Genomic DNA, 23137 nt, shown 5'->3' with positions numbered 1-23137 from the left:
TTTAAATCGCCCGGCCTGTGACGAATTCTTGCTTTTTAACCGTTACTTGCAAACAATCTAATAGAACTATACTATGAAAGCCATCCATTTAGTTTTCTTTTTTCTTTCCACACTGCCTGTCTTTTCTCAATCCTACGCAGTAAGAGATATTAAATCATTTGGCGCAAAGGGCGATGGCAGAACCAACGACCATGACGCTTTTATTAAGGCGGCTGATTTTTTCAATAAAAGGGGAGGCAACGGGAAACTCATCATTTCAAAAGGCCTTTACAAAGTAGGCAAACAATTGTTTCATCAAAATACAAAGGATAAGCCTGTGTATGAAGGTGTGGATCTTTTGCATTTCAAAAACGTTGCAAACCTCACTGTTGAAGGAAGCGAAAAAACAGAAATCAAATTCAGCGACGGTTTGAAATTTGGCGCTTTTGATCCTGCAAGCGGCGCGGCTTTTGATCACGGTAAAAACTATTTTGTCAACATAACTTACATGGCCAGCGTAGGCATGGGCATTTGGCTGGAAGACTGTACGAACGTTCAAATTCTTAATCTTCGCCTGAATGGCAACAATCCAGCCATAGTTCTCGGCGGTGTTTACGGCGATACCGGCATTCAGATTCCATTTTCCGGTATTTACATCACCAATTCCCGAAAAGTCCGCATCAAAAAAGTCACATCAAGCTACTTTGGACAGGACGGCATCATGATTGGCAATGAAAAGAAGAGCCCGAACTTACCTGACGAAATTGTTCTGGAAGACAGTTGGTTCGAATACAACTGTCGGCAGGGTCTTTCTTGGATTGGAGGCAACGATTTGGTGGCCACTAACTGTCATTTCAATCATTCCGGTAAAAGTAAACACGCTTCGATGCCAGGAGCCGGCGTAGATGTGGAAGCCGAAGTCGGTCCAATTTCCAACGGTCAGTTTAACCGCTGCGAATTTGTCAACAATACGGGGTGCGCCTTCGTTGCTGACTCTGGCCCAAGCAGCGATTGCACGTTGAATGATTGCACCGTTTGGGGTGTCACCAACTGGTCGATATGGATAACCAAACCACGGTTCACTATACTCAATTCAAGAATTTACGGCTCTACGGCTCATGCTTACACAGCCGACAACGAGAAAGATGCAACAAAATTTATTAATTGTGTTTTTGAAGACAAGCCTTACAAAGGACAAGAGCCGAGCGGCAACTTTCTGATTGAAGAAAACAATGCCCGCTACCTGCTCTTTGAAAACTGCCTTATGCGATCACACAAGAAAAAGCTGGTCTGGTTTGATCAGAGCGCCAATTGGAAACCCGAAGAAAAATACCAGCTTATTAATTGCAAGATGGAATACTTAGGTGATAACCTTGATGAAAATGATTGGATAGGACTTTTTCGAAACGTTCGCCTGATAAATACAACTATATCTGCCACCCATCCGCTTGCTGAGAAAAAAAAATATTGGTGGGCAGGGACCAAGGTCACACTTGAAGGTGATAAGAACGTCATCAGCATTGGCAAAAAGCTAATCAACTGGTAATTGTGCATGCAAACCATTGTTAACTAATTTTGACCGAAATTTTCTTCCGCATGATTCCCGCCATACGCCAACAGTTCAACCAACGGTTTACTGAAGAAGCTTACCAAGCCTACCTTAAAGACCTCGCCAATGTGTATCCCGGGCAATTGGATTTTCGCGTGGCCGAAACGCCGGTTTTTGTACCAAAAGATTTCACACAAAAAATGCTTGATGCCTGCGAGGCCATCTTGAATGAAGTGAACACAGACGAGTACAGACGCGAAAGCGACCGAGCCATTCCGACAAACGTGAACGTGCCCGGACAAGACGACCATCCGCACTGCATCGCTTTTGATTTTGGTGTTTGCCAAAATGAAGCCGGTGAATTGGAACCGCAGTTGATAGAGATGCAAGGCTTCCCGTCATTGTTTGCATGGGAAGCGGTGCTGCCGGAAATTTATGAAAAACATTTCTGGTGTCCCGACGGCTTCAGCTCGTATCTCAACGGCTACGATAAGAAAACTTACATCGGGCTTTTGAAAAAAGTCATCATTGGTGATACACCTGTTGAAAATGTCATTCTGCTGGAAATTTTTCCGGAAGGCCAAAAAACGCGGATTGACTTCAGCGCCACCGAAGATTTGCTGGGTGTAAAGGCCGTTTGCCTGACTGATTTGATTCAGGAAGGAAAAGATTTATACTACCTGCGCGACGGCGTGAAAACAAAAATCGAACGCATTTACAACCGCCTCATTTTTGACGACCTCTTTCAGCAATCACCGGAAGTGCAGGAAAAAGGAAAGCTGATGCTGCAAGATTTGAACGTAACATGGGTACCGCATCCTAACTGGTTTTACCGCCTGAGCAAATTTACACTGCCCTTCATCAATCACCCTTACGTGCCGTACACGAAGTTTTTAAACGAGGTAAAAGAATTGCCGGACGATTTGGGAAACTACGTTGTGAAACCGCTCTTTTCTTTTGCCGGGCAAGGCGTCATTATTGATGTAACCAAAGAACAAATTGAAAACATCACTGATAAAGAAAACTGGATCATTCAGCGAAAGGTAAAATACGCCGATGCGATTGCCACACCCGACGGTCCGGCCAAAGCCGAGATCCGTCTTTTTTATTTTTGGGAGCCGGGCAAAAAAAAATTTATGGCTGCGCAAAATTTATCAAGACTAAGCAAGGGCAAAATGATTGGCGTTCGCTATAACAAGGATAAAAGTTGGGTAGGCGGAAGTTTCTGCCTTTTTGAAAAATAATTTTTACGCCGTTTCAGGCTTTGTACTTTCGGCTTAAAATTTAGGTTTATCTAAATTTTATTTGAAACAAGCCTAATTCATGCGAACCTTCTTTTTTGTTTTCGCTTTGCTTCTATACGCAGCTGCTGCTGCAACAGCACAAATGACGGAGGAAATTGAAACCGACCGGCCCGACCAAACCGAAACGCCTTTTCTTGTTCCCCGCAAATTCATTCAGGCAGAGTTCGGAATGAGCGCCGAAAAATACGGCGCTGGCCGTTCGCAATTGGTGCATCCTGCTTCTTTGTTGAAATACGGTCTTTCAAACCGTTTCGAACTGCGGTTAGAGACCACTGTGTTAACAGAGTACCTTCCTTACATTCCCGCCACCAAAACCAATACTTTGTTGCAGCCCGTTGAAGTAGGTACAAAGCTTCGGCTGTTTGAAGAAAAAGGTGCAAGGCCAAAAGCTTCTTTAATTACCCACATCAGCTTGCCGTTTGCTGCCAGCAAACAACTTCGTTCCGGCACACCTTCGTATGCGGCGCGATTGTCGCTGCAAAACTCTTTGACAAAAAATATATCGCTCGGTTATAATCTTGGCGTGGAAAAAAGCGATGAACCAACGGCTTTCTTTTACACCTTCGCGCCGGGCTTTTCGCTTGGCGAAAAATGGTATGCCTATGTTGAAGCCTTTGGTTCGTTTGCAAATAACGTAGCGGAACACAACCTTGACGGTGGCCTTGCTTACTTCATTTCACACAACACAAAAATTGATTTGTCGTCCGGCTTTGGCCTGGGCGATTCGCCACTAAAGAATTATGTAGCCATCGGTCTTTCGTTTCGGTTATCCTTGTGTAAACCTTAATGCTTTTTCTTCAACGCATTCAAAAAAATATATTCGAAGCTGATCATCCAACTGTTTTTTGCCAGACGATCAATATCGCTGCTTAACTGAAAGCGATAACCGAGATTCAGCTTTGCCGTACTGTTGAAGATGGCTTGCACCGAAGGAGCAAAATCAACGTAATATTTTTCGCGAAAGGCAATGTTTCGGCTGCCCAATAATTCTGCGTAAAGATTGACGTTGGTCTGGTTGTAATCCTTGTATTCAAAAGGCAGCAGAAGATAGCCTGCGGATAAACTGTAATTCACGGCGTGTACGGCATATTTATCAGGATACATTTTATTCCACCGCTCATCGTTCAGCACTTCGTTCCAACTTCCCGTTGCGGAAAGGGCAATCCTGTTCCAAAGCTGCGTGGCAATAAGCCCGGCCTGCACACCGCTCTGATCGCCCATACTGATGTTGATTTCGTTATGGTCCAAATGATTCCGGCTAAAGGCCGCGGCGGCAAAAGTGGCCATGCGAAAATGCTCGTGCACATCATCGTTTGCCAGAAAGCGGTATTTCGCGTACAGCCTCGCTCCTTCCCAAATCATTTGCTGCTGGTGCATGTTTGAAACCGTTGTGCTCAGGTGAAGCATCCAATCTTTGTTCAAGCCAAACATCAGTTCGGGCATGTGCCGTTGCACGTTGCGATTACTATAATCGTCGCGTTGAAAAATTGAAGTGTTTTTTAGAGAGATTGAATGCGACGGCATATTGGACGCCGGTTCGGCATAAGGATAAAGTTCCTGTGCCTTTGCGGATATGCACAACCAGACGCACAAGGAAAAAAATATCTTTTTCATAAAAAGAAAAGCCCTCCGCAAAGAGGGCTTTGGATTTAAATTACCACGTGATAAATTCTCGAATTCACGGATGCCTGTGGCGAAGCACAACACTTTGCCGTATGGCCCGTTTGCACGCAGGTCATCTTTGTCATGGCTGCATATTTCTTAAACTCTTTGGCCGAAACAAAGCCTTTGTCAACAACAGAAAAGTTGACCACGCCGTCAAGCGTCTGGCCGGCTGCGTTCAGAAAATGAAAGTTTTCATCACCAATTTTTAAATGCTCGTCTTTTTCAACTTTTAATTGATGAACCAAGGCAGAGGCTTTCAGTGAAGCCACGGAAAAGCCAGCGTCCTGCACGGCTTTGTTGAGCGCATCCAGGTCAACGACACTGCCTTCTTTAAACGAAAGGTTGTATTGCTGGTTCTTGATGTCCACCTGCACTTTGTCCACAAACGAAACAGCTTCCAAGGCATTTTTTACAGCCTTTGAACACATGGAACAAGTTAGGCCGCTGGCTTGCAGGGATACTTTATTGATCTGTGCTTTTGCGCTTGCACAGGCAAACACCAAAAGCACGGCAAAGAACTTTTTCATACGGAAATTATTTGGCGTGAGAAAAGCTGCAAGCCGATTGCAGAGAAAATTTTCAGGCAAAGTGGCTTGCAGCAACGATAATTTATAAACCGCTGTTAGGCTTTTGTGCAACAGGCTTTTGTGTCGCAACCGGCTTCTTTGCAGCAACTCATGTCTTTTGTGCATTTGCCGTCTTTCATGCAGGCGGCTTCTTTGCATTTGGCATCGTCGCAGCAGCTACCTTTTTCAGCCGAAGCGTTAGCGCGGTCGTACTTGCAACAATCATCCAGTTTGTTGTAAGCAGCATCCGAAGCCTTTACGTCTTGCGTATCGTAGCCGGCGGCGGCTACCGCGTTTTCAATCTTCGCAGTGTTGGTGGAAGTGCTGTTGTATTTAACGGTGAGAATTTTATTGTTCACGTCCCAAAGGGCATACGAAGCACCGGCCGCTTTTGCGGCGGTTTCAATTTTCTTTTTGCAGGTCTTGCATTCGCCCGATACGTTGAGCTTTTCGGTTTTTGTTTGAGCGAAGGCAACGGTTGTTAGTGATACAAGAAGAAAGGAGAAGAAGAATGCTTTAAGCGTTTTCATTTTAAAAATTTTTGCGTGTATAGAAATGATTTAAGTGAATGCAGGCGCATTCGGATAAACGTGCAGAGGGAGAATCTTTCTATAGCCTGAAAACGCGGTTGCGGAGGTAAGTGTCTTGTTTATTTAGCGGCGGCCCGTGAGCAAAGGGATGATCTGCGCTGATTAAATTTTGCGGCCAAACGCCGTAGTCGTTAAAGGCATTGGAGGCAGACAGGGCAAGTGAAAAATCAGGTGTAATTGTTTTTGCAAAATTGTGGTCAACCTGCATCTTCACCAGCTTCACATCGTCTTTACAGCAGCCGTGGCTTTTTTGCAGGTTCATGCCGCATTTGCCGCATTCGGTTTTGCCGGTGTAGCCCAATTCTACCGAAGAAAGCTTGCCCATGCAATAATGCACCGAAACCATAAATCCGGTAGTGACCGTGAAGTAAACGAGGAACAACGTGCAAGCGGCGAGCTTTTTCATTTGCATGCCAAATATAAACAGAGTTGAGCCGAAGCAAACGCTGATTTCCGTCAGCGGTAAGGAATTAACAAATGAGTAATGAGTGCGTCATGCTTAAGGTCTTTCTTGACGGTTAGATTTTCAACGTTAAGCGGCCGCTCATTACCTATTACTCATAGCCTTAGTTTATAAACGCCCAGTAAATGCCGAAGCGAATGAACAAACCTGGCAAAGGATAATACGGCGCGGCAAAATTGTTGTGATTAAAACCAAAGCCGCCGACAGTGGTTACGGTGTTCAGATTCTCCACACGTAAGTAAGCTTTAAAGGTGCGAATGCGCAGGTGCACAAAGGCATGAAGATCGGGACGGTTGCCGATGGTAAGCGTGTCCTGGTAAAAGAATTGCCCCAGCACCGGCGAATAATTATCGGCTTTGTACGGGGTGTTGTACCGCATTTCCAGCCCCATCGAAAGATTAAGGTTGCGGAAGAAGAGGCCTTCGTAAGCCAGACGGTTGCGGGTGTAAAGCACCGGCACGTTCACGGCAGCGCCACCGGCTTTTTGTTGCACGTACACTTCGCTGTGAAGGTTTAAGTTGCGGCTTACTCTAAAGGTTTTTAAGGCACTTACCCGCAGCAGGTTAAACACGGCATTTTCCTGTTGCAATGTTTTGTAGCCATTTAAATAGAGGTAATTGCTCACAAAATAATAATCGCCGTTCAACTGCACATTCAACTTCGGAATAAAATAGCGGGCAAAAAAGTGCAGCGTATTTTCTTTACCGAACGCCTTTGCGCTATCCAAATAAAAAGAGCTGCGCTTGTCGTAAATAAAGGACGGCGAACGGTTGATGTTTTCAAAACCAATTTGCAGCGTACCAAGTTGCTGGCTCAGCAAACGTTGCAGGCTGATGAAAGCGTGGTAATCGCCGCTGTTGAAACCCGCCGTGTACAAGCGTCCAAAAGCGTTGATGTCCCATTTCTGGTTCTTCGTGCGGTTGCGGTATTCGCCGTGGGCAATGATGTTGTAGAGCGAAGGGCTTGATGCTTTCAACGTGCCTTTCAGCAATTGCAATTCCGCACCAAGCTTGATGTATTGCTGCAAATTGTTTGCATCCGGAAACTGGTAAATCGAAAAGTCATTGCTCCACTCCCGCCACTGGTCTTGCAGGAAAACGGAGTCGCCGGGTTTCTTCATAACGATGCCGTAAAAATCGTGGTAATAAGCCGAGTCAGGTACGTTGGTTGACGAAGGAATGTCCTGGTACCAATACGTGTATTTCCCGAAGCGAAGCGAATGCTCGAAGCGAAGACGCGGGTAAAAAAGCGGTACTACCGTCGAATCGGTTACGATGGAGTCTTTTCGGCCCAGGTCATATTGCTGGCGCAACAAAAAATTAAATTCTTTTTCTTTCTGCGCCGTGTTGACAACCGATGAAAACGGCGATTGCGCAAAAGCGGTTTGACCGCCGATGTGTGTGGGAATAACGGCGCGGCTGCGTTGGTAAATAGGATCGTCCAAATAATCTTTGTCGGCTAAGATGCCGCCGTTTTGTCCTGCCTGAATCTTGTTGCCCAGCAGCACAAAATAATTGTTGTACCGCTTGTGCGGCGATTGGTACCACGAAGCAATCTGGTAATTTGAATGATAGTTTTTTTGGTTGCGGAAAATGCCCGGTGCGCTCAGCAAGCGGTACTGAAAACTTACATTCCAATAGGGTTTGATGTTTTGCGTGTGAAGAATGTCAATGATTTGCTCCTGGCCTCCGCCCAACATGTAGCCCAACTCGGTATAAGGCTTTGGCGTGTTGTAAAACCGAGCGTTTTCTAATTTGAATTTGTAAACATCATGTGTGTGAAAGCCCGGATCGAAACCAATACGCTGCGGCGTAAAAAACAGGAGCGATTTTGTAGCCGAACCGTCGTTGCCCAAATAAATGTGTGTGGCTGGAATGGGGAACCGCGTGGTAAAATCGCGGATGGACGTATCAAAGCTTACCGGCTTTACCGCACCCAAATAATACACTTGCACGTGCAAGCTGTCATCGCTGTAATCGCGCCGCTCCACACCGCTCACGGCCGCGGTATCCTTTCCCGTTCTGTTTGCGCGAGAGGCCGTGTCGTATGTACGGTTGGTTGGCAACCGCATTTGTCCCGGCAAGCGAATGACAGGCTGTTGCGCAAACAATCTTTCGCCAATGAAGCAAAGAAGAAAACAAAGAAAGATTTTATGAAACGGCGCAGGCTTCAACAAACAAAAATTAAAGGCTAACGATCAGTTCGCGAAAAATGGCCGAGAGTTTTGGTGCGGCTTCGGCAGCGGCCTGCAGCACTTCCTGGTGCGTGATGGTATTTTCTTCTTCGCGGATGCCGATGTCGGTAATCACACTTATGGCAAATACCTTCATGCCGGCATGAACAGCCGCAATGACTTCCTGCACCGTACTCATACCCACGGCGTGCGCACCCAAAAGATGAATGAGCTTGTATTCGGCACGGGTTTCAAACGTGGGGCCGGTAACGCCAAAATAAACACCTTCCTTTAAATCAATGCTGAGTCTTTGCGCAATTGTTTTTGCTTTCGCGATGAGGTCTTTTTTATAAGGCTCGCTCATGTCAGTAAAACGGGGCCCAAGATTGTTGTCGTTTGCACCCAACAAAGGGTTTTGAATAGCAAAGGAGATGTGGTCGTTGATGATCATCAAATCGCCCACTTTAAAGCCTTCGCCTACACCGCCGGCAGCGTTTGAAATAAGCAAAGTCTCAATGCCCAGAAATTTCATCACACGAATGGGAAACACAACGTCTTCGGGTGAATAACCTTCGTAAAAATGAAAACGTCCGGCCATGGCCACGAGGGGTTTACCGCCAATGGTTCCGAAGATTAATTTGCCGTGATGACCTTCTACGGTTGATACCGGGAAATGCGGAATGTCTTCGTAGGGAATTTCGTTTTTTACTTGAATCTCTTTGACAAAATCGCCAAGGCCACTGCCCAGAACAACGCCGGTTTTTGCGCCGCTTGTATTGTATTGCTGCAAAAAGTTTGCGGCTTCTTTTAATTTTTCCATGGTACTCATTGCGGCAAAGATAACCGCCGCCGTTGTTGTTGGCGTTTCAGAAGTCATAATGTTGAAAATGACGAACGACGAAGAAAGAATGATGAATGACAAAGGAAAGTTTGCCGGTACAGGCTCGCCTGCTTCTTCCTTCGATGTTCCTTGTTCATCTGCTCTTCGGTTCCTAAATTCTTCATAGATTTGGTTGATTGCTTTTATGCTATGACGATTGCTGCACTCCAAGAACTGGTTAACCGCATTGCCTTGAACGAGGACGGCAATGCCTACAAAAAATTGTTTCTTTATTATCATCCCCGCCTGCTTTCTTTTTCCTATGCCATTACCCACAGCAAGCAATCATCCGAAGAAGCGGTATCGGACGTGTTTGTAAACATTTGGTCGTTGCGCACCACATTGCCGCGTATTTCCAATTTCCATCTTTACCTGTACATCAGCACCAAAAACGTTTCGCTCAATTATTTGGCAAGGCAAAAACGAACACAAGTTTTTTCGCTTGATGATGTAAAGACCGAATTCACCTGCCTCTCGTACAATCCCGAGCAAATTCTCATTACCGCCGAAATGTTCCGGCGCATTTGTGCCGCAGTACAAAGCCTGCCGCCCAAATGCCGGCTTATTTTTAAGCTCGTAAAAGAAGACGGCCTCCGGTACAAAGAAGTGGCCGAACTGCTTAACCTCTCGGTAAAGACCGTCGAAAACCAAATGGCCATTGCCTTGCGCAAACTGGGCGAATCGGTATCGCTGCAGCAACAAATCTTTCTTTCGTAAAAAATTTTATACGGCTTTGGGGGTGCGGCACATTTTTATTGTCCTTTCGGGTACACGGTGCTTGCATGAACCAAAACCATTTTTGGAACTTACTTGCGAAAAAACTTTCGGGCGAAGCCTCTGCAGCTGAAATGGCGGAACTGGAAAGCCTTGTTAAAGCCCACCCCGAACTAACGTTTCCAGCCCAGCACATTGCCGATTTGTGGACCCTCAACGACGGTGAGAAAAACGGCGAAGCCGAAGAAGCCTTTCAGCAACACCTGCAAAAACTGCAAACACACAAAGGCAATGCCGCAACACCGCAAAAGCAGCGTAAACGGCCCAAAAGATTGTCTTGGATAATGGTTTCTGTTACCGGTGTTTTGTTGATTGCGTTCGCTTGGTTTGCGCTAAAAAACAACGGAACAAACAAGTCCAAACCGCTGGCACAAAAAGCAGAAATCTATACCCGGCAAGGTGCCCGTACCAAATTGGTTTTGCCCGACAGTTCGGTGGTGTGGCTAAACGCAGGAAGCAGACTGACTTACGAACCCGATTTCGGCAGCTCAAACCGCAACACCACACTTACCGGCGAAGCTTTTTTTGAAGTAAAGAAAAGTTCGTTGCCCTTCCTGATTCATGCGAACGGCGTTCACATAAAAGTGCTGGGCACGGCTTTTAATGTAAAATCTTATCCGAACGAACAAACCACTGAAACAAGCCTTATTCGCGGACGCGTAGAAATTACTCTTGACAAGCGCCCCGGCGAATCCATCATTTTAAAGCCCAACGAAAAATTAATCGTATCCAACCGCCTGCCCGAAGGAAAAAAGAAGGAGCAAACTGTTCAACCCATTGTGGTGCTAAAAGAACTCACCCGTGTGAACGACAGCCTCCTTGCCGAAACATCCTGGGTGGAAAACAAATTGGTCTTTCACGACGAGAGCCTTGAAGAAGTGGCCCGCAAAATGGAGCGCTGGTATAATGTGGTTATTGAAATCAAGGACGAGGGCTTGGCACAACTTCACGTCGGCGGCGGTCCTTTTGAAAACGAAAGCATCGAACAGGCCCTGAACGCTTTGCAAATTGCGTTCAGTTTTTCATTCACCGAAAAAGGAAAATACATCACCATAACCCGCTAAACGATTGCGCATGAAAACCAACTCTTCCTGAAATCAACACCACGGCGCCAGCCGTGCACACTGCAAACCCTCGTGTTCATTTCTAATTATGCATTATGAAAAAAATCAGAAAAACGGCCAGGCTTAAAAATCCTAACTTACTACAAATTGGAAGGGTGATGAAACTGACCGGCGCTTTTCTTCTGCTTTGGTGCCTGCATCTTTCTGCAGCAGGTTTTACGCAGGACAAGGTTTCGCTAAACCTGAAAGACGCCGACTTGAAAAAAGTGCTTAAAGAAATTCAGAAGCAAACCAGTTACCGCTTTTTATACAACCAGGCATTGGTGGACGACAAAAAAGTAAACGTTTCTGTGGTAAACGAAGAAGTGCCCGCGGTACTGACGCTCGTTCTCAACGGTAAAGGCATCGGTTATCAAATTCTCGACAACAAATTAATTGTGCTGAAAAGCGCCGCCGGCGGCGAACGCATCGAAGTAAAGGACATTCGCATTACCGGGAAAGTAACGGGGCAAAACGGTGAGCCGCTCCCCGGCGTATCGGTAACGGCAAAAGGTACTTCTGTTGGCACGCAAACCGACGCAGCCGGAGACTTTAGCCTGTCTGTTCCCGATGCCACAACAACGCTTGTTTTTTCTTATGTAGGCTATCAATCGCAAGAGGTGCCCATTCGCGGACGCACAACGGTTAACGTTTCGCTTGTAGCGGGACAGAACGCTTTGTCGGAAGTAGTAGTAATTGGCTACGGCACGGCCAGCCGCAGAGACCTTACCGGTTCGATTGTAAAAATTTCAGGGAAAGAAGTTGCCGACAAACCCAATGCAAACCCTGTTGCGTCACTGCAGGGCAAAGTAGCCGGTCTTTCAGTAGTAAACAGCGGCACGCCGGGGCAGGAGCCCGACATTCGTATTCGCGGTACGGTGAGCATTGGACAAGTACATCCTTTATACGTTGTGGACGGCATCTTCCAGGACAACATCAATTACCTCAACCCGAACGATATTGAATCCATTGAAGTGTTGAAAGATCCTTCTTCACTGGCCATCTTCGGCGTTCGCGGCGCAACGGGTGTCATTGCCATTACCACCAAAAAAGCAAGAGCGGGGCAAACCATCGTTAGCTTAAATACGAGTTACGGCACAAAAAAACTGGTAGATAAAATTCAGCTTGCAAACGCCGATCAGTTCAAAACCTTGTTTGCACAGGAACGAGCCAACAACGGCACAACAACGCCTTTCGATTATACGGGCCTTGATGCAAACACCGACTGGATTGATGCGGTAACACGTACTGGCAAATTCAGTAACACAAGTCTAAGCGTAAACGGCACTACCGATCGCAACCGCTTTAACCTTGGCGTAAGCTACGTGCTGGATCAGGGCATCATTCGCCGCGAAGAGTTACAACGCTGGCTGGTGTCCTTTGGCGATGAATTTAAAGTAAGCAAAGCCGTGAAGGTGGGCATTAACTTCAACGGTTCACGGCAAAAAAATCCCTACGACGCGACTTGGGTTTTAGACGCAGCCCGCAAGGTAATACCGCTGGTTTCATCGGGAACGAGAAACTATACCGTGACAGACTTATATAGCGGTGCTCAGGTAACCCAAGACCTCTATTCTTTACTCGACGTAGGCTTGCAAAGTTCGGGCGTCATCAACCCACTGGTGCGGCTGGAGAATGAGTGGGACAAAACACAGAGCTATGAATGGCGCTCGGTAGGAAGCGTATTTGGCGAAGTTACCTTCCTCAAATACTTTACGGCACGGTCAACACTTTATGCCGACATGAGCACGGTGAACTCCCGCACTTATACGCCTTTGTATTACGGCTACAACCCGCGTACAAACAAACCAGAACAGGTAACGCAAAAAACAAGCGTTGGCGAATCTGACCAAACCTACCGCAAGTTTCAGCAAGATCATGTGCTCACCTACAAGAACAGCTTTGGTGCTCACAATCTTACTGCAACGGGCGGTTTTACGACCTATTATTTTGGCAACTTCAACCGCAACGGAAGCGCCACACAAGGCTTATTGCCCATTCCGGACGATCCGCGGTTTTGGTATTTAAGCAACACCTTTGTTGACCAATCCAAAAGTTCCGCCTCTTCAAGCCAGTCTGAAAACACCACAGTTTCATACTTGGCGAGGGCCTTGTACAATTACAAAAACAAATACTTCTTTAACGCTTCTTTCCGCGACGACGGCTCTTCGCGTATTCCAGCCAAAAACCGTTACCAAACCTTCTGGGCCTTTGGCGGCGCCTGGGAAATCTCGAAGGAAGATTTTATGAACAACGTAAAATTTTTCGACTTCCTGAAGTTGAAAGGTTCTGTTGGAAAATTAGGCAACCAATCGGCTTATATCCTGGGCGGCGGTGCGTTAAACTATCCTTTTTATCCAACGCTTAGTTCTACGACCGTTGCCGTTTTTGGGTCGAATATTTACAAGGCGGCCGAAGAAAACTACGAGTACAATCCCGACCTGAAATGGGAAACAGTAAACGGTCAGGAAGTCGGCGTCGAGTTTGCTGCGTTCAAAAACCATTTGCACGTAGAAGCGAATTACTTTAATAAAACTACCAACGACCTGATGACCTATTTTGAACGCGGTCTTGGATTAAAGCCCAAACTTACCAACGGTGGCAGCATCCGCAACTGGGGCGAGGAAATCTCAGCCTCTTGGAATCAGTCTTTGTCGCGTGACTTTTCTATTAATGTATCGGGCAACATCACCTTCCTGAAAAATAAAGTTCTCAGTCTTAGTGATGAATTGCCGACCAGTTACCTGATCCGTGCTTTCCAAAACAACGGCAGTGCCGAGAGCCGCACGACAATTGGCTATCCCATTGGCTCGTTCTACGGTTACGTGGTAGAAGGTGTTTATCAAAGTTATGCCGACATCTTAAAATCACCTTCCGCAGCCGCCCTTGGCGCTTATCGTCCCGGCGATTTTAAATTTAAAGATGTGAACGGCGACGGCGTGATAACGGCTGATGACCGCACGGTTATCGGTAATCCGACACCAAAGTTTACTTACGGTGGTACAGTGAATTTGAATTACAAGGGCTTTAGTTTAAGTGCGGACGTGAACGGCGTTTACGGCAATCAAATCTTCCGCACCTGGGGTTCGCTTGAATCGCCTTTCCAGCGGGTGAATTACGCTGCCTTCCAGGTTGGTGCGTGGAGCGGTCCGGGAACATCCAACTTCGTTCCCTTAGTAAGCCAGGGCGACCGTTTTAATTACAATGGCTCAACCTATAACATTGAAGACGGCAGCTACTTCCGCATTCGCAACCTGCAGCTTGGTTATAGCTTCGGCAACGCGTTGTTATCACGTTACAAGATTAACAACCTGCGATTGTATGTGAACGTACAAAACCTGAAGACCTGGAAAAACAATTACGGATACACACCGGAATTTGGCGGCGATGCTACTGCCTTTGGATACGACAATGCCGGCGGCGCCATTCCGCGAGTGACCAGCGTCGGCTTAAACGTAACCTTCTAACTTTTTAATCATCGCAAACATGAAAAAGAACAAAATCATTTACTGGAGTTTACTGGCAGCGTTGCCGTTGCTGGCGGTGATGGGTTGTAAAAAATTTCTTGACCGCAAACCCTTGCAGGCGACCCTGTCGGACTTAAACCAAGGAGCGTTGGAGAGCAAAGTTTTTGGCATGTACTCTAACCTGCGTACCCTGGCCGGCTTTTCGCTTCTTCCCTGGCTCGACTTCCACAGCATTCGTGACGACGATGCGCAAAAGGGAAGCGACGACAACGACGGACGCGAAATCATAACGGAGTTTGATACTTACCAATATTCGAAAGACGACTGGGCGCCGAATACATATTGGAACGATCATTACACCATGATCAACGCCACAAACGATGCCCTGCATATTGCGGATTCGCTAAAGCTTAGCGATGCAGGCTCTATCCGGAACGTTGGCGAGGTTTGCTTCTTCCGGGCTTATTCTTATTTTGAATTGGTGAAGGCTTACGGCGAAGTTCCCCTCATCAACTTTCCCATCCGCAAGGCTTCGGACGGCGTGGTGCCCAAATCAACAGTGACGGCGCTTTACGCCTTTATTGATTCAAACTTGCAGGTGGCCGCTGCAAACCTCCCGCTTACCAATAGCGAGTACGGCGGCAATTATCCCGGCCGTTTAACCAAAGGTGCTGCCTACACCTTGTGGGCGCAAACTTATTTGTTCCGGCAAAACTGGGCGCAGGTTATTGCCATGTGCAATACTGTTATCAATTCAAAACAGTATTCACTGGTACCGGAGTTTTCAGACATCTGGCGAGATGCCGGCGAGAACGGGCCTGAATCCATTTGGGAAATGCAAGCTTACGACGGGCCCGGGGCTGCCTCCAACGGTTCGGTGGACTACGGCTCTGACTTTGGCACTTCGCAACAGATACGCAGAAACGGCGCTTCGGTAGAATGGAACTTAGGCTGGGGATGGAACACGCCAACGGATAAATTGGTTGCCGATTGGCCCGCCGACGACCCGCGGAAAAGCAAAACCATTTTGTACTCCGGCCAGTCGGACGGCGGAACGGCCCTGGGTGGATTTGGCGCAACCATTCCTGCTTATTCCAATCCATCGGGAACGGGTGGCCTGGCACAAAAATATTGGAACAAAAAGCTCTACACGGGTAACGATCCGGCCATTCGCCTGTCCACAGGCTATATCAACAACAGTGGCGCGGCACGCTGGATCAATCACCGCATTTTGCGTTATGCCGATGTGATTCTGATGCTGGCCGAAGCCGCCAACGAAACAGGCGACGGTGCAACGGCCGCAAAAAATCTTGAACTCATTCGCAACCGTGCGAGCGGCAATATTGGACCCAGCCGTACCGTTGTTGCGCCCATCCCGTTTGTGAACCAGGCACAAATGCGAACAGCAATTAAAAACGAGCGGCGGTGGGAGTTTGCCATGGAAGGCTACCGCTTTTACGACCTTGTTCGCTGGGGCGATGCCGTGAGCGTTCTGGGACCATTGGGCTATGTTAACCGTGCACGCTACTACCCCATTCCGCAAAAAGCAATTGACCTGTCCGGCGGTGTATTAAAGCAAAACCCGGAATGGTAATCAATCAATTTAAAAACACGTGAAATGAAAAAGAATTTTTTGAAGCTATCAGGCGTTGCGGTGCTGTTGTTGTTTGTGGCCGGCAGTTGCAAGAAACTTGACAGGCCTGTGATGGGCGATTATCCCGCAGATACCAACCCGCCTGGTGGCCCGCTTAAATTTTATGCGGCAATGGATGGACGGAGTGTTGACAGCATCCGCGCCAACTTTGGCGTAGATCACAACGTATCGTTTGTGCAAGGCGTGAGAGGACAGGCCGTTCAATTCGACGGTTCGAAAAATGGTTATGTTTCTTTTCCTTCTGCCAATGATTTCGGCGCGTCGAGCAGCTTTACCATTTCGTTTTGGATGAACATCCCGCTATCGAAGAAAGACAACAGTCACGCGGTAGGCATTCTGGCTTTCGCCAATTCCAAAAACTTTTGGGGCAACGCCACTTTTTATGCCGACAACAACGCGAAAAGCCCAAGCGATTCAATGGATTTGAAAATTCATTTTGGTGCGCCAAACAACGGCGACAATTGGAATTTTGCCGGCTATAATTTCACCAAGGCCTGGCCCAAAATGTACGACGGGCAATGGCACCAGGTTGGCTTTACTTACGACGCTACAACCGGCACGGGCACAGTCTATCGCGACGGCGCACAGTTTGACCAAAAGACAGGACAGACCATCGCTTTTGAAAATTCATCGCAGGTGATTTTGGGTGGTTACCAGGAAGCGGCCGGCGTGGTGGACACTTACGCAAACAATACGTGGATGGCCGGTTTTGCCGGCGCCATTGACCAGGTGAGACTTTACGGCAAAGCATTAACCGCAGCCGAAATGGCCTCGCTATACGCCAACAAACAATAAGTGGAAAACCGGGTTTCGCACAAGGCAAAGGGCTGCACAAACAAAGCGTGTCAGCCCTTTCCTTTATCATCTTTTTCTTTCGTTGTTTACGTAAAAACCAATCGGGGCGAGTGAAACGCATTTCACGAATACAACTTGTTACCGGCCTCATTATTTTCGTCATCATGCTGTTAACAAACTGCACAAGTGTTGACGAGAATAAGCCAATAACCTTTACACCTGTGGTTGATTTTACGGCCTTCGCCGGCTCCGCATCTTGCGCATCTTGCCACCACGATATTTATGAAAAACATTTACATACCGAACATTATTCGTCCACGTCAAAAGCTTCTGCGGAAAGAATTTTAGGATCGTTTGAAGACGGCAAAAATCAATACGTTTTCGACAACGGAGCAACGGTTGTGATGCAACGCAAAGACAGCGCCTTCTATCAAACCGAATACGCAAACGGGCAAGTGCAGAAAACCGAACGAATGGATATGGTTGTAGGCTCAGGGCGAAAAGGACAGAGCTACATCAACATTAACGGCAATCGTTTTACGCAACTGCCGATTACTTATTTTACGGCTGCGGCACAATGGAGCAACAGTCCGGGTTATCCCCCGCACAACGCTGCTTTTGACAGGCCGATAACCTCACGCTGTCTGGAGTGCCACACAACCTTTGTTCAGCAGGTGAAAAGCATATCTCCACAAGTGGAAGAATTTGACAAGACAAAAATCATCTACGGTATTGATTGCGAAAGATGTCACGGGCCAGCGGCCAAACACGTGGCTTTTCAAACGCAAAACCCGAAAGCAACCGAAGCAAAATTTATTGTGAATCCGGCGAAATTATCGAGGCAGCAGAACCTTGATCTTTGCTCTTTGTGCCACGGCGGCCGACTGCAAAAAACAGCGGCGTCGTTTTCTTTTCAGGTGGGTGATTCTATCGCAGGCTTTTTTGCGCCGAACAAAAATTTTATGGACGCAACGAACATTGACGTGCACGGAAATCAGGCAGGACTTTTATCGGCCAGCAAATGTTTTCAACTCAGTCAATTGACCTGTAACAGTTGCCACAACGCACACGAGAACGAGAAAGATAAAATCGCTTTGTTTTCGCAACGCTGTCAAACTTGTCACAGCAGCGGGCATCAGAAACTTTGCAAACTGACGGACACCATCGGCACGGCTATCACCCAAAATTGTATTGATTGCCACATGCCCAAACAAGCTTCGCGATCCATTGCCGTTTACCTGCAAGGCGCACAACAACCCACGCCGGTTTTTATGCGCACACACTGGATAAAAATTTACCCGAAAGAAACCGATAAGGTTAAACACCTTTTGAAAGCAACAAGAGCAAAGGGCAATTTAAACGCCAAAGAAATTCGCTAAAAATGAAGACATCGGTACACTTGAAGACAGAAAAACTTTGCACGCAACGATTCATTCAAAATATTATTTGCTTCTTTCTTTCCCTTCTCTTTCTTGCATCCTGCCAACACAAACAAACGCTCTTCGAAAGTTTGCCCGCTTCCAAAACAGGTGTCAATTTTCAAAACAATTTACCCGAGCGTTCGCGTTTCAGCATTTTGTATTACCTCTATTTTTACAACGGCGGCGGCGTGTCCGTTGGCGACATCAACAACGACGGCTTACCCGATATTTATTTCACGGCGAATACAAAAGGCGCCAACAAACTTTATCTTAACAAGGGCAATTTTCAGTTTGAAGACATCACCGCAAAAGCAGGCGTGGCGGGGCTTTCCGACTGGTGCAGCGGCGTAACAATGGCCGATGTAAACGGCGACGGCTGGTTGGACATTTACGTTTCATCCGTCAGTGGCCGCTACGGCTTACAAGGCCACAACGAACTTTACATCAACAACAAAAACAACACCTTTACCGAAAGCAGTGCGGCTTACGGTTTGGATGCTTCGTGCTTCACCTCGCAAAGTGTTTTCTTTGATTATGACCATGATGGTGATCTTGATTGCTTCATCGTTAATCAGTCCCACCATCCACACGCTAACGTTGTTGATACGAGCCGCCGCCGCATTTATGATTCGTTGTCGGGTGACCGGCTTTACCGCAATGATTTGAATACACCGGCGCACAAATTCACCGATGTTTCGGCGCAGGCAGGAATTTATCAAAGCAATCTTGGCTACGGTCTTGGACTTGCCGTCAGCGACATGAACAACGACGGCTGGGACGATGTTTACGTGGGCAATGATTTTCACGAAAACGATTATTATTACGTCAATCAGGGCAACGGAAAATTTAAAGAAGACGGCGCGGCACACTTTAATCATTACAGCCGTTTCAGCATGGGCAACGACGTTGCCGATTACAACAACGACGGCCAACCTGACATTGTCACCGTTGACATGCTGCCGCCGGATGAAAAGATTTTAAAGACGTACGGCAGCGATGAAAACGCCGATGTGTACAAGCAAAAGCTTCAGTACAACGGTTACCAAAATCAGTATTCGAAAAATTGTTTGCAACGCAACAACGGCAACGGTATAAGCTTTAGCGAAACCGCTTTGCAAAGCGGTGTGGCCGCAACGGATTGGAGTTGGGCGCCTTTGTTTGCCGACTTTGACAACGACGGCAACAAAGACCTTTTTATTTCAAGCGGTATTGTCAAACGCCCGGTAGACCTGGATTACATCCGCTTTGCATCCGACTTAAAAACCAAGGGAATGGACAGAACGGACAAGTTCGATCAAACCGCGATTGACGCCATGCCCGACGGTTCATCGCATCCCTATTTATACAAAGGCAGCGGCAAAATAGATTTTAAAGACGTAAGCGAAGACTGGGGAACCGGCAACATGAAAGGATTTTACAACGGCGCTGCTTATGCTGATTTGGACAACGACGGCAACCTTGACCTGGTGATCAACTGCATCAACGCACCGGCGGTTATTTTAAAGAACACATCTCCGAAAAAAAATTATTTATCGCTATCGTTTAAAGGCAAAGACGGAAACAATTTCGGCATCGGCGCAAAGGCTTATCTTTTTCAAAAAGGCAAGATGCAATACCAGGAGCTGATGTTGACAAGAGGGTTTCAATCGTCATCCGATACGCGGCTGCACTTTGGTCTCGATTCTCTTTCAACCGTTGACAGCTTGCTTGTTGTTTGGCCCGGTCAATCGTACCAGGTTTTAAAAAACATCAAAGCCAACCAACAGTTAACGGTAAAGCAAAGTGATGCCGGCGGAAACTTTCGTTACAACGATTTCTTCCCAGCAACGCAACCGCTTTTCGAAGAGCAAACGACAAACCTAAACTGGCAACACAAAGAAGATGACTTTCTCGATTACAACGTTCAATATTTAATTCCTCATGCAGAGTCAACACGCGGACCGAAGCTTGCCGTAGGCGACGTGAACGGCGATGGCTTAGACGATTTTTATGCTTGTGGTGCGGCGGGACAAGCGGGAGCTTTGTTTATTCAGCAATCAAACGGTGCCTTTGTGCAACAAGACACGGCACTCTTTGCAAAAGATGCGGCCAGCGAAGACGTGGACGCTGTTTTCTTTGATGCCAACGGCGATAAAAAATTAGACCTGTACGTTGTCAGCGGCGGCAATCGTTACGATGACGGCTCGCCGCAATTGCTCGACCGTTTGTATTTGAATGACGGCGCAGGACATTTCACAAAAAGCGACGGCGCATTGGGTAACCTTGCTAAAAATAAAAGTTGCGTGGCCGTTGCCGATGTTGACCACGACGGCGATGAAGATCTTTTCATTGGAACACTGGCCGATCCTAAAGCATACGGTATTCCGCAGTCATCATATCTTTTATTGAATGACGGCAAAGGCAATTTTACCGTAGCGTCGGAAAGCACAATTGCTTTAAAGAACATCGGCATTGTTACAAGCGCAACCTTTACCGACATCAACAAAGACGGGTGGAATGATTTGGTGGTAACCGGTGAATGGATGCCGGTGAAAATTTATTTGAACAACAACGGGCACTTCGCCGAAAGCAACGTGCCGCAGTCAACAGGTTTGTGGCAATCGCTTTACACGGCGGATGTAAACGGCGATGGTTATCCCGATTTGCTGGCCGGCAATTGGGGACACAACACAAAACTTTGGGCGGGCAAAGACGGCCCTTGCAAACTGTTTGTAAAAGACTTTGACAACAACGGTTCAGTGGATCAAATTTTGTGTTATTCAGCCGGCAAAAAAGATTATACCTTTTTGGTGAAAGACGAGCTGGAACGGGCCATGCCGGTATTGAAAAAACATTACCTCACGTACAGCGAGGTGGCGGGCAAAACGGTTGATTATGTTTTCTTCGATCTGTTTAAAGATTATACCGAGCTGGAAGCCGAAACCTTAAGTTCGTCTTGTTTTATAAACGACGGCAAAGGTGCTTTTAACCGAGTGGATTTGCCCGAAGAATTGCAGCTTGCGCCGGTGATGAGTTTCGCCGCCTTGCAACCGGAACGAAATGCTTTTTTAGCGGCGGGAAATTTTTACGGCGTCACTCCGTACGAAGGCCGCTACGATGCCTTGCAACCAACGGCATTTTCTTATTCGGGTAAGATTGCTTGGCAAGTGAACGCAATCATGCCCAATGTGAAGGGAGAAGTTAGGGACGCAAAATGGTTGCGCACAACGGGCGGAAACAAGCTGCTGGTGCTTGCCCGCAACAACGACCGGCTTCAATTTTTTAAGCAAACAAAACCCTGAAACAACAGAACCATGACGAAACCCATTACACCCTTGCTTTTGCTTACCGTTCTTATTTCGGCACAAATGAATTGTACAAAGAACAAAAGCGGCCCATCGCCAACAAATTCGGGAACAACAAGCACAACGCCGGTAAAAATTTCATCCTGGTTTACAAAGGCCGATGCAACGGTTCTGTTGCAAAAGCAAAGCAACGAGCTATCTTTTTCTTCGCCGGCGAATACAAATGCTTCAATCGAAATAGACAGCACGCAAACCTATCAAACCGTGGACGGTTTTGGCTATACCTTAACCGGCGGCAGCGCCATACTTATCAATGCTTTGCCCTCATCTACTAAAGCTGCTTTGTTGCAGGAACTCTTTGGGAAAGATGAAACGGCAATCAGCATTAGTTATCTGCGTGTGAGCATCGGCGCTTCAGATTTGAATGCATCGGTGTACAGCTACGATGATTTGCCTGCAGGGCAAACCGATCCTTCTCTTTCAAAATTTTCGTTGGGCCAGGATACGGTTGACCTGTTACCCTTGCTGAAACAAATTCTCGCCATTAATCCTGCCATAAAAATTCTTGGCTCACCGTGGAGTGCACCCGTTTGGATGAAAGACAACGGGGCTTCAAAAGGCGGAAGCCTGTTACCGCAGTATTATACAGCGTACGCAAATTATTTGGTGAAATACATCCAGGAAATGAAGAAGCGAGGCATTACTGTTGACGCCATTACACCGCAAAACGAGCCGCTGCATGGCGGCAACAATCCAAGCATGGTAATGACGGCGACACAACAGGCAGACTTTATCAGAACCGCGTTAGGGCCAGCTTTTCAAGCCGCAGGACTCACAACAAAAATTATTGTTTACGACCACAATTGTGATCGTCCTGATTACCCGCTAACGGTTTTAGCCGATGCCGGTGCAAGGCAATACATTGACGGTTCGGCTTTTCATTTGTATGCCGGTGATGTGTCTGCGTTGTCAACGGTACACGATCAATATCCTTCGAAAAATGTTTATTTCACTGAGCAATGGACCGGTGCAAACGGAAGCTTTGACGGTGATTTAAAATGGCACGTCAGGAACGTTGTGATCGGCACCGTGCGCAACTGGAGTAAAACAGCCTTGGAATGGAATCTTGCCAATAGCCCAACTTACGAACCGCACACGCCGGGCGGCTGCACCGAATGCAAAGGAGCTTTAACGATCAATGGCACCAACGTTAGCCGCAACGTGGGTTATTACATCATTGCACACGCATCCAAATTTGTTCCCGCAGGTTCCGTACGCATCAGCAGCACGGTGAATGCGGGTTTATCAAACGTAGCTTTTCTAACGCCACAGGGAAACAAGGTTTTAATTGCGCTGAACGACGGAAGCAGCAACGTTGCCTTCAACATAAAAATGAACGGGAAATGGGCTGCGGCAAACTTGCCCGCGGGCAGCGTAGCCACTTATGTTTGGTAATCTTCAACGCCTAAA

17 protein-coding genes are annotated in these 23137 nt (G+C 47.1%); 11 read left to right on the top strand and 6 right to left on the bottom strand.

Annotated features, from left to right (window positions below; all coding sequences use genetic code 11):
- The first annotated feature begins 73 nt into the window (after positions 1–73).
- From FSB75_RS20295 to FSB75_RS20285, 3 genes are all read left to right on the top strand, one after another.
- On the top strand, positions 74–1525 hold the full coding sequence (locus FSB75_RS20295) for a right-handed parallel beta-helix repeat-containing protein (RefSeq protein WP_146791200.1): 1452 nt from the start codon (positions 74–76) through the stop codon (positions 1523–1525).
- A gap of 50 nt (positions 1526–1575) precedes the next feature.
- On the top strand, positions 1576–2772 hold the full coding sequence (locus tag FSB75_RS20290; RefSeq protein WP_146791198.1) for a hypothetical protein: 1197 nt from the start codon (positions 1576–1578) through the stop codon (positions 2770–2772).
- 79 nt (positions 2773–2851) lie between these two features.
- On the top strand, positions 2852–3619 hold the full coding sequence (locus FSB75_RS20285; RefSeq protein WP_146791196.1) for a transporter: 768 nt from the start codon (positions 2852–2854) through the stop codon (positions 3617–3619).
- Here FSB75_RS20285 and FSB75_RS20280 read toward each other — a convergent pair.
- The 6 genes from FSB75_RS20280 to FSB75_RS20255 all read right to left on the bottom strand — a co-directional run bounded on the left by FSB75_RS20280 (position 3616) and on the right by FSB75_RS20255 (position 9211).
- Complete coding sequence (locus FSB75_RS20280; RefSeq protein WP_146791194.1) at positions 3616–4446, bottom strand: hypothetical protein; 831 nt, start codon at positions 4444–4446, stop codon at positions 3616–3618. The two genes, FSB75_RS20285 and FSB75_RS20280, sit on opposite strands and share 4 nt — an antisense overlap.
- A gap of 35 nt (positions 4447–4481) precedes the next feature.
- On the bottom strand, positions 4482–5024 hold the full coding sequence (locus tag FSB75_RS20275; protein ID WP_172623241.1) for a heavy-metal-associated domain-containing protein: 543 nt from the start codon (positions 5022–5024) through the stop codon (positions 4482–4484).
- Between the two features lie 95 nt (positions 5025–5119).
- Positions 5120–5593 (bottom strand): cation transporter, encoded by a 474-nt coding sequence (locus FSB75_RS20270; protein WP_194162066.1) that lies wholly within the window; start codon positions 5591–5593, stop codon positions 5120–5122.
- Positions 5594–5672: 79 nt separating this feature from the next.
- Positions 5673–6059: an HYC_CC_PP family protein gene (locus FSB75_RS20265; RefSeq protein ID WP_146791190.1), complete on the bottom strand. Its 387-nt coding sequence runs from the start codon at positions 6057–6059 to the stop codon at positions 5673–5675.
- A gap of 160 nt (positions 6060–6219) precedes the next feature.
- Complete coding sequence (locus tag FSB75_RS20260) at positions 6220–8289, bottom strand: putative porin (RefSeq protein WP_146791188.1); 2070 nt, start codon at positions 8287–8289, stop codon at positions 6220–6222.
- A 10-nt stretch (positions 8290–8299) separates the two neighbouring features.
- Positions 8300–9211 (bottom strand): purine-nucleoside phosphorylase, encoded by a 912-nt coding sequence (locus FSB75_RS20255; protein WP_317130402.1) that lies wholly within the window; start codon positions 9209–9211, stop codon positions 8300–8302.
- Between the two features lie 108 nt (positions 9212–9319).
- Between FSB75_RS20255 and FSB75_RS20250 the strand changes: the two genes are divergently transcribed.
- The 8 genes from FSB75_RS20250 (at position 9320) to FSB75_RS20215 (ending at position 23122) form a co-directional block, all read left to right on the top strand.
- Positions 9320–9886 (top strand): RNA polymerase sigma-70 factor, encoded by a 567-nt coding sequence (locus tag FSB75_RS20250; protein WP_146791186.1) that lies wholly within the window; start codon positions 9320–9322, stop codon positions 9884–9886.
- Between the two features lie 65 nt (positions 9887–9951).
- The gene (locus tag FSB75_RS20245; protein ID WP_146791184.1) at positions 9952–11007 is read left to right on the top strand and encodes a FecR family protein; all 1056 of its coding nucleotides are present in this window, start codon (positions 9952–9954) and stop codon (positions 11005–11007) included.
- A gap of 95 nt (positions 11008–11102) precedes the next feature.
- Positions 11103–14513, top strand: coding sequence for a SusC/RagA family TonB-linked outer membrane protein (locus FSB75_RS20240; protein ID WP_146791182.1), 3411 nt, complete (start codon positions 11103–11105; stop codon positions 14511–14513).
- A gap of 19 nt (positions 14514–14532) precedes the next feature.
- Positions 14533–16107, top strand: coding sequence for a RagB/SusD family nutrient uptake outer membrane protein (locus FSB75_RS20235; RefSeq protein ID WP_146791180.1), 1575 nt, complete (start codon positions 14533–14535; stop codon positions 16105–16107).
- A gap of 24 nt (positions 16108–16131) precedes the next feature.
- Complete coding sequence (locus FSB75_RS20230; protein ID WP_146791178.1) at positions 16132–16962, top strand: LamG domain-containing protein; 831 nt, start codon at positions 16132–16134, stop codon at positions 16960–16962.
- 110 nt (positions 16963–17072) lie between these two features.
- Entirely contained in the window at positions 17073–18341 is a 1269-nt protein-coding gene (locus FSB75_RS20225; protein WP_146791176.1) for a multiheme c-type cytochrome, read from the top strand.
- A gap of 2 nt (positions 18342–18343) precedes the next feature.
- Positions 18344–21664 carry a VCBS repeat-containing protein gene (locus FSB75_RS20220; RefSeq protein WP_146791174.1) on the top strand — a complete coding sequence of 1107 codons (3321 nt, stop codon included), beginning with the start codon at positions 18344–18346 and terminating at the stop codon, positions 21662–21664.
- A 12-nt stretch (positions 21665–21676) separates the two neighbouring features.
- Complete coding sequence (locus FSB75_RS20215) at positions 21677–23122, top strand: glycoside hydrolase family 30 protein (RefSeq protein WP_146791172.1); 1446 nt, start codon at positions 21677–21679, stop codon at positions 23120–23122.
- Positions 23123–23137 lie beyond the last annotated feature (15 nt).

Source organism: Flavisolibacter ginsenosidimutans, assembly GCF_007970805.1.
Taxonomy (GTDB): Bacteria; Bacteroidota; Bacteroidia; order Chitinophagales; family Chitinophagaceae; genus Flavisolibacter; species Flavisolibacter ginsenosidimutans.
Note: the sequence above shows the minus strand (reverse complement) of the source record. Positions and strands in the feature narration are given on the sequence as shown.

What these genes read in the sequence shown, in the direction of transcription:
- FSB75_RS20220 (WP_146791174.1), top strand. Translation starts at nt 18,344, where the DNA reads ATGAAGACATCGGTACACTTGAAGACAGAAAAACTTTGCACGCAACGA.
- FSB75_RS20235 (WP_146791180.1), top strand. Translation starts at nt 14,533, where the DNA reads ATGAAAAAGAACAAAATCATTTACTGGAGTTTACTGGCAGCGTTGCCG.
- FSB75_RS20275 (WP_172623241.1), bottom strand. Translation starts at nt 5,024, where the DNA reads ATGAAAAAGTTCTTTGCCGTGCTTTTGGTGTTTGCCTGTGCAAGCGCA.
- FSB75_RS20230 (WP_146791178.1), top strand. Translation starts at nt 16,132, where the DNA reads ATGAAAAAGAATTTTTTGAAGCTATCAGGCGTTGCGGTGCTGTTGTTG.
- FSB75_RS20285 (WP_146791196.1), top strand. Translation starts at nt 2,852, where the DNA reads ATGCGAACCTTCTTTTTTGTTTTCGCTTTGCTTCTATACGCAGCTGCT.
- FSB75_RS20265 (WP_146791190.1), bottom strand. Translation starts at nt 6,059, where the DNA reads ATGAAAAAGCTCGCCGCTTGCACGTTGTTCCTCGTTTACTTCACGGTC.
- FSB75_RS20240 (WP_146791182.1), top strand. Translation starts at nt 11,103, where the DNA reads ATGAAAAAAATCAGAAAAACGGCCAGGCTTAAAAATCCTAACTTACTA.
- FSB75_RS20290 (WP_146791198.1), top strand. Translation starts at nt 1,576, where the DNA reads ATGATTCCCGCCATACGCCAACAGTTCAACCAACGGTTTACTGAAGAA.
- FSB75_RS20280 (WP_146791194.1), bottom strand. Translation starts at nt 4,446, where the DNA reads ATGAAAAAGATATTTTTTTCCTTGTGCGTCTGGTTGTGCATATCCGCA.
- FSB75_RS20295 (WP_146791200.1), top strand. Translation starts at nt 74, where the DNA reads ATGAAAGCCATCCATTTAGTTTTCTTTTTTCTTTCCACACTGCCTGTC.
- FSB75_RS20215 (WP_146791172.1), top strand. Translation starts at nt 21,677, where the DNA reads ATGACGAAACCCATTACACCCTTGCTTTTGCTTACCGTTCTTATTTCG.
- FSB75_RS20270 (WP_194162066.1), bottom strand. Translation starts at nt 5,593, where the DNA reads ATGAAAACGCTTAAAGCATTCTTCTTCTCCTTTCTTCTTGTATCACTA.
- FSB75_RS20250 (WP_146791186.1), top strand. Translation starts at nt 9,320, where the DNA reads ATGACGATTGCTGCACTCCAAGAACTGGTTAACCGCATTGCCTTGAAC.
- FSB75_RS20245 (WP_146791184.1), top strand. Translation starts at nt 9,952, where the DNA reads ATGAACCAAAACCATTTTTGGAACTTACTTGCGAAAAAACTTTCGGGC.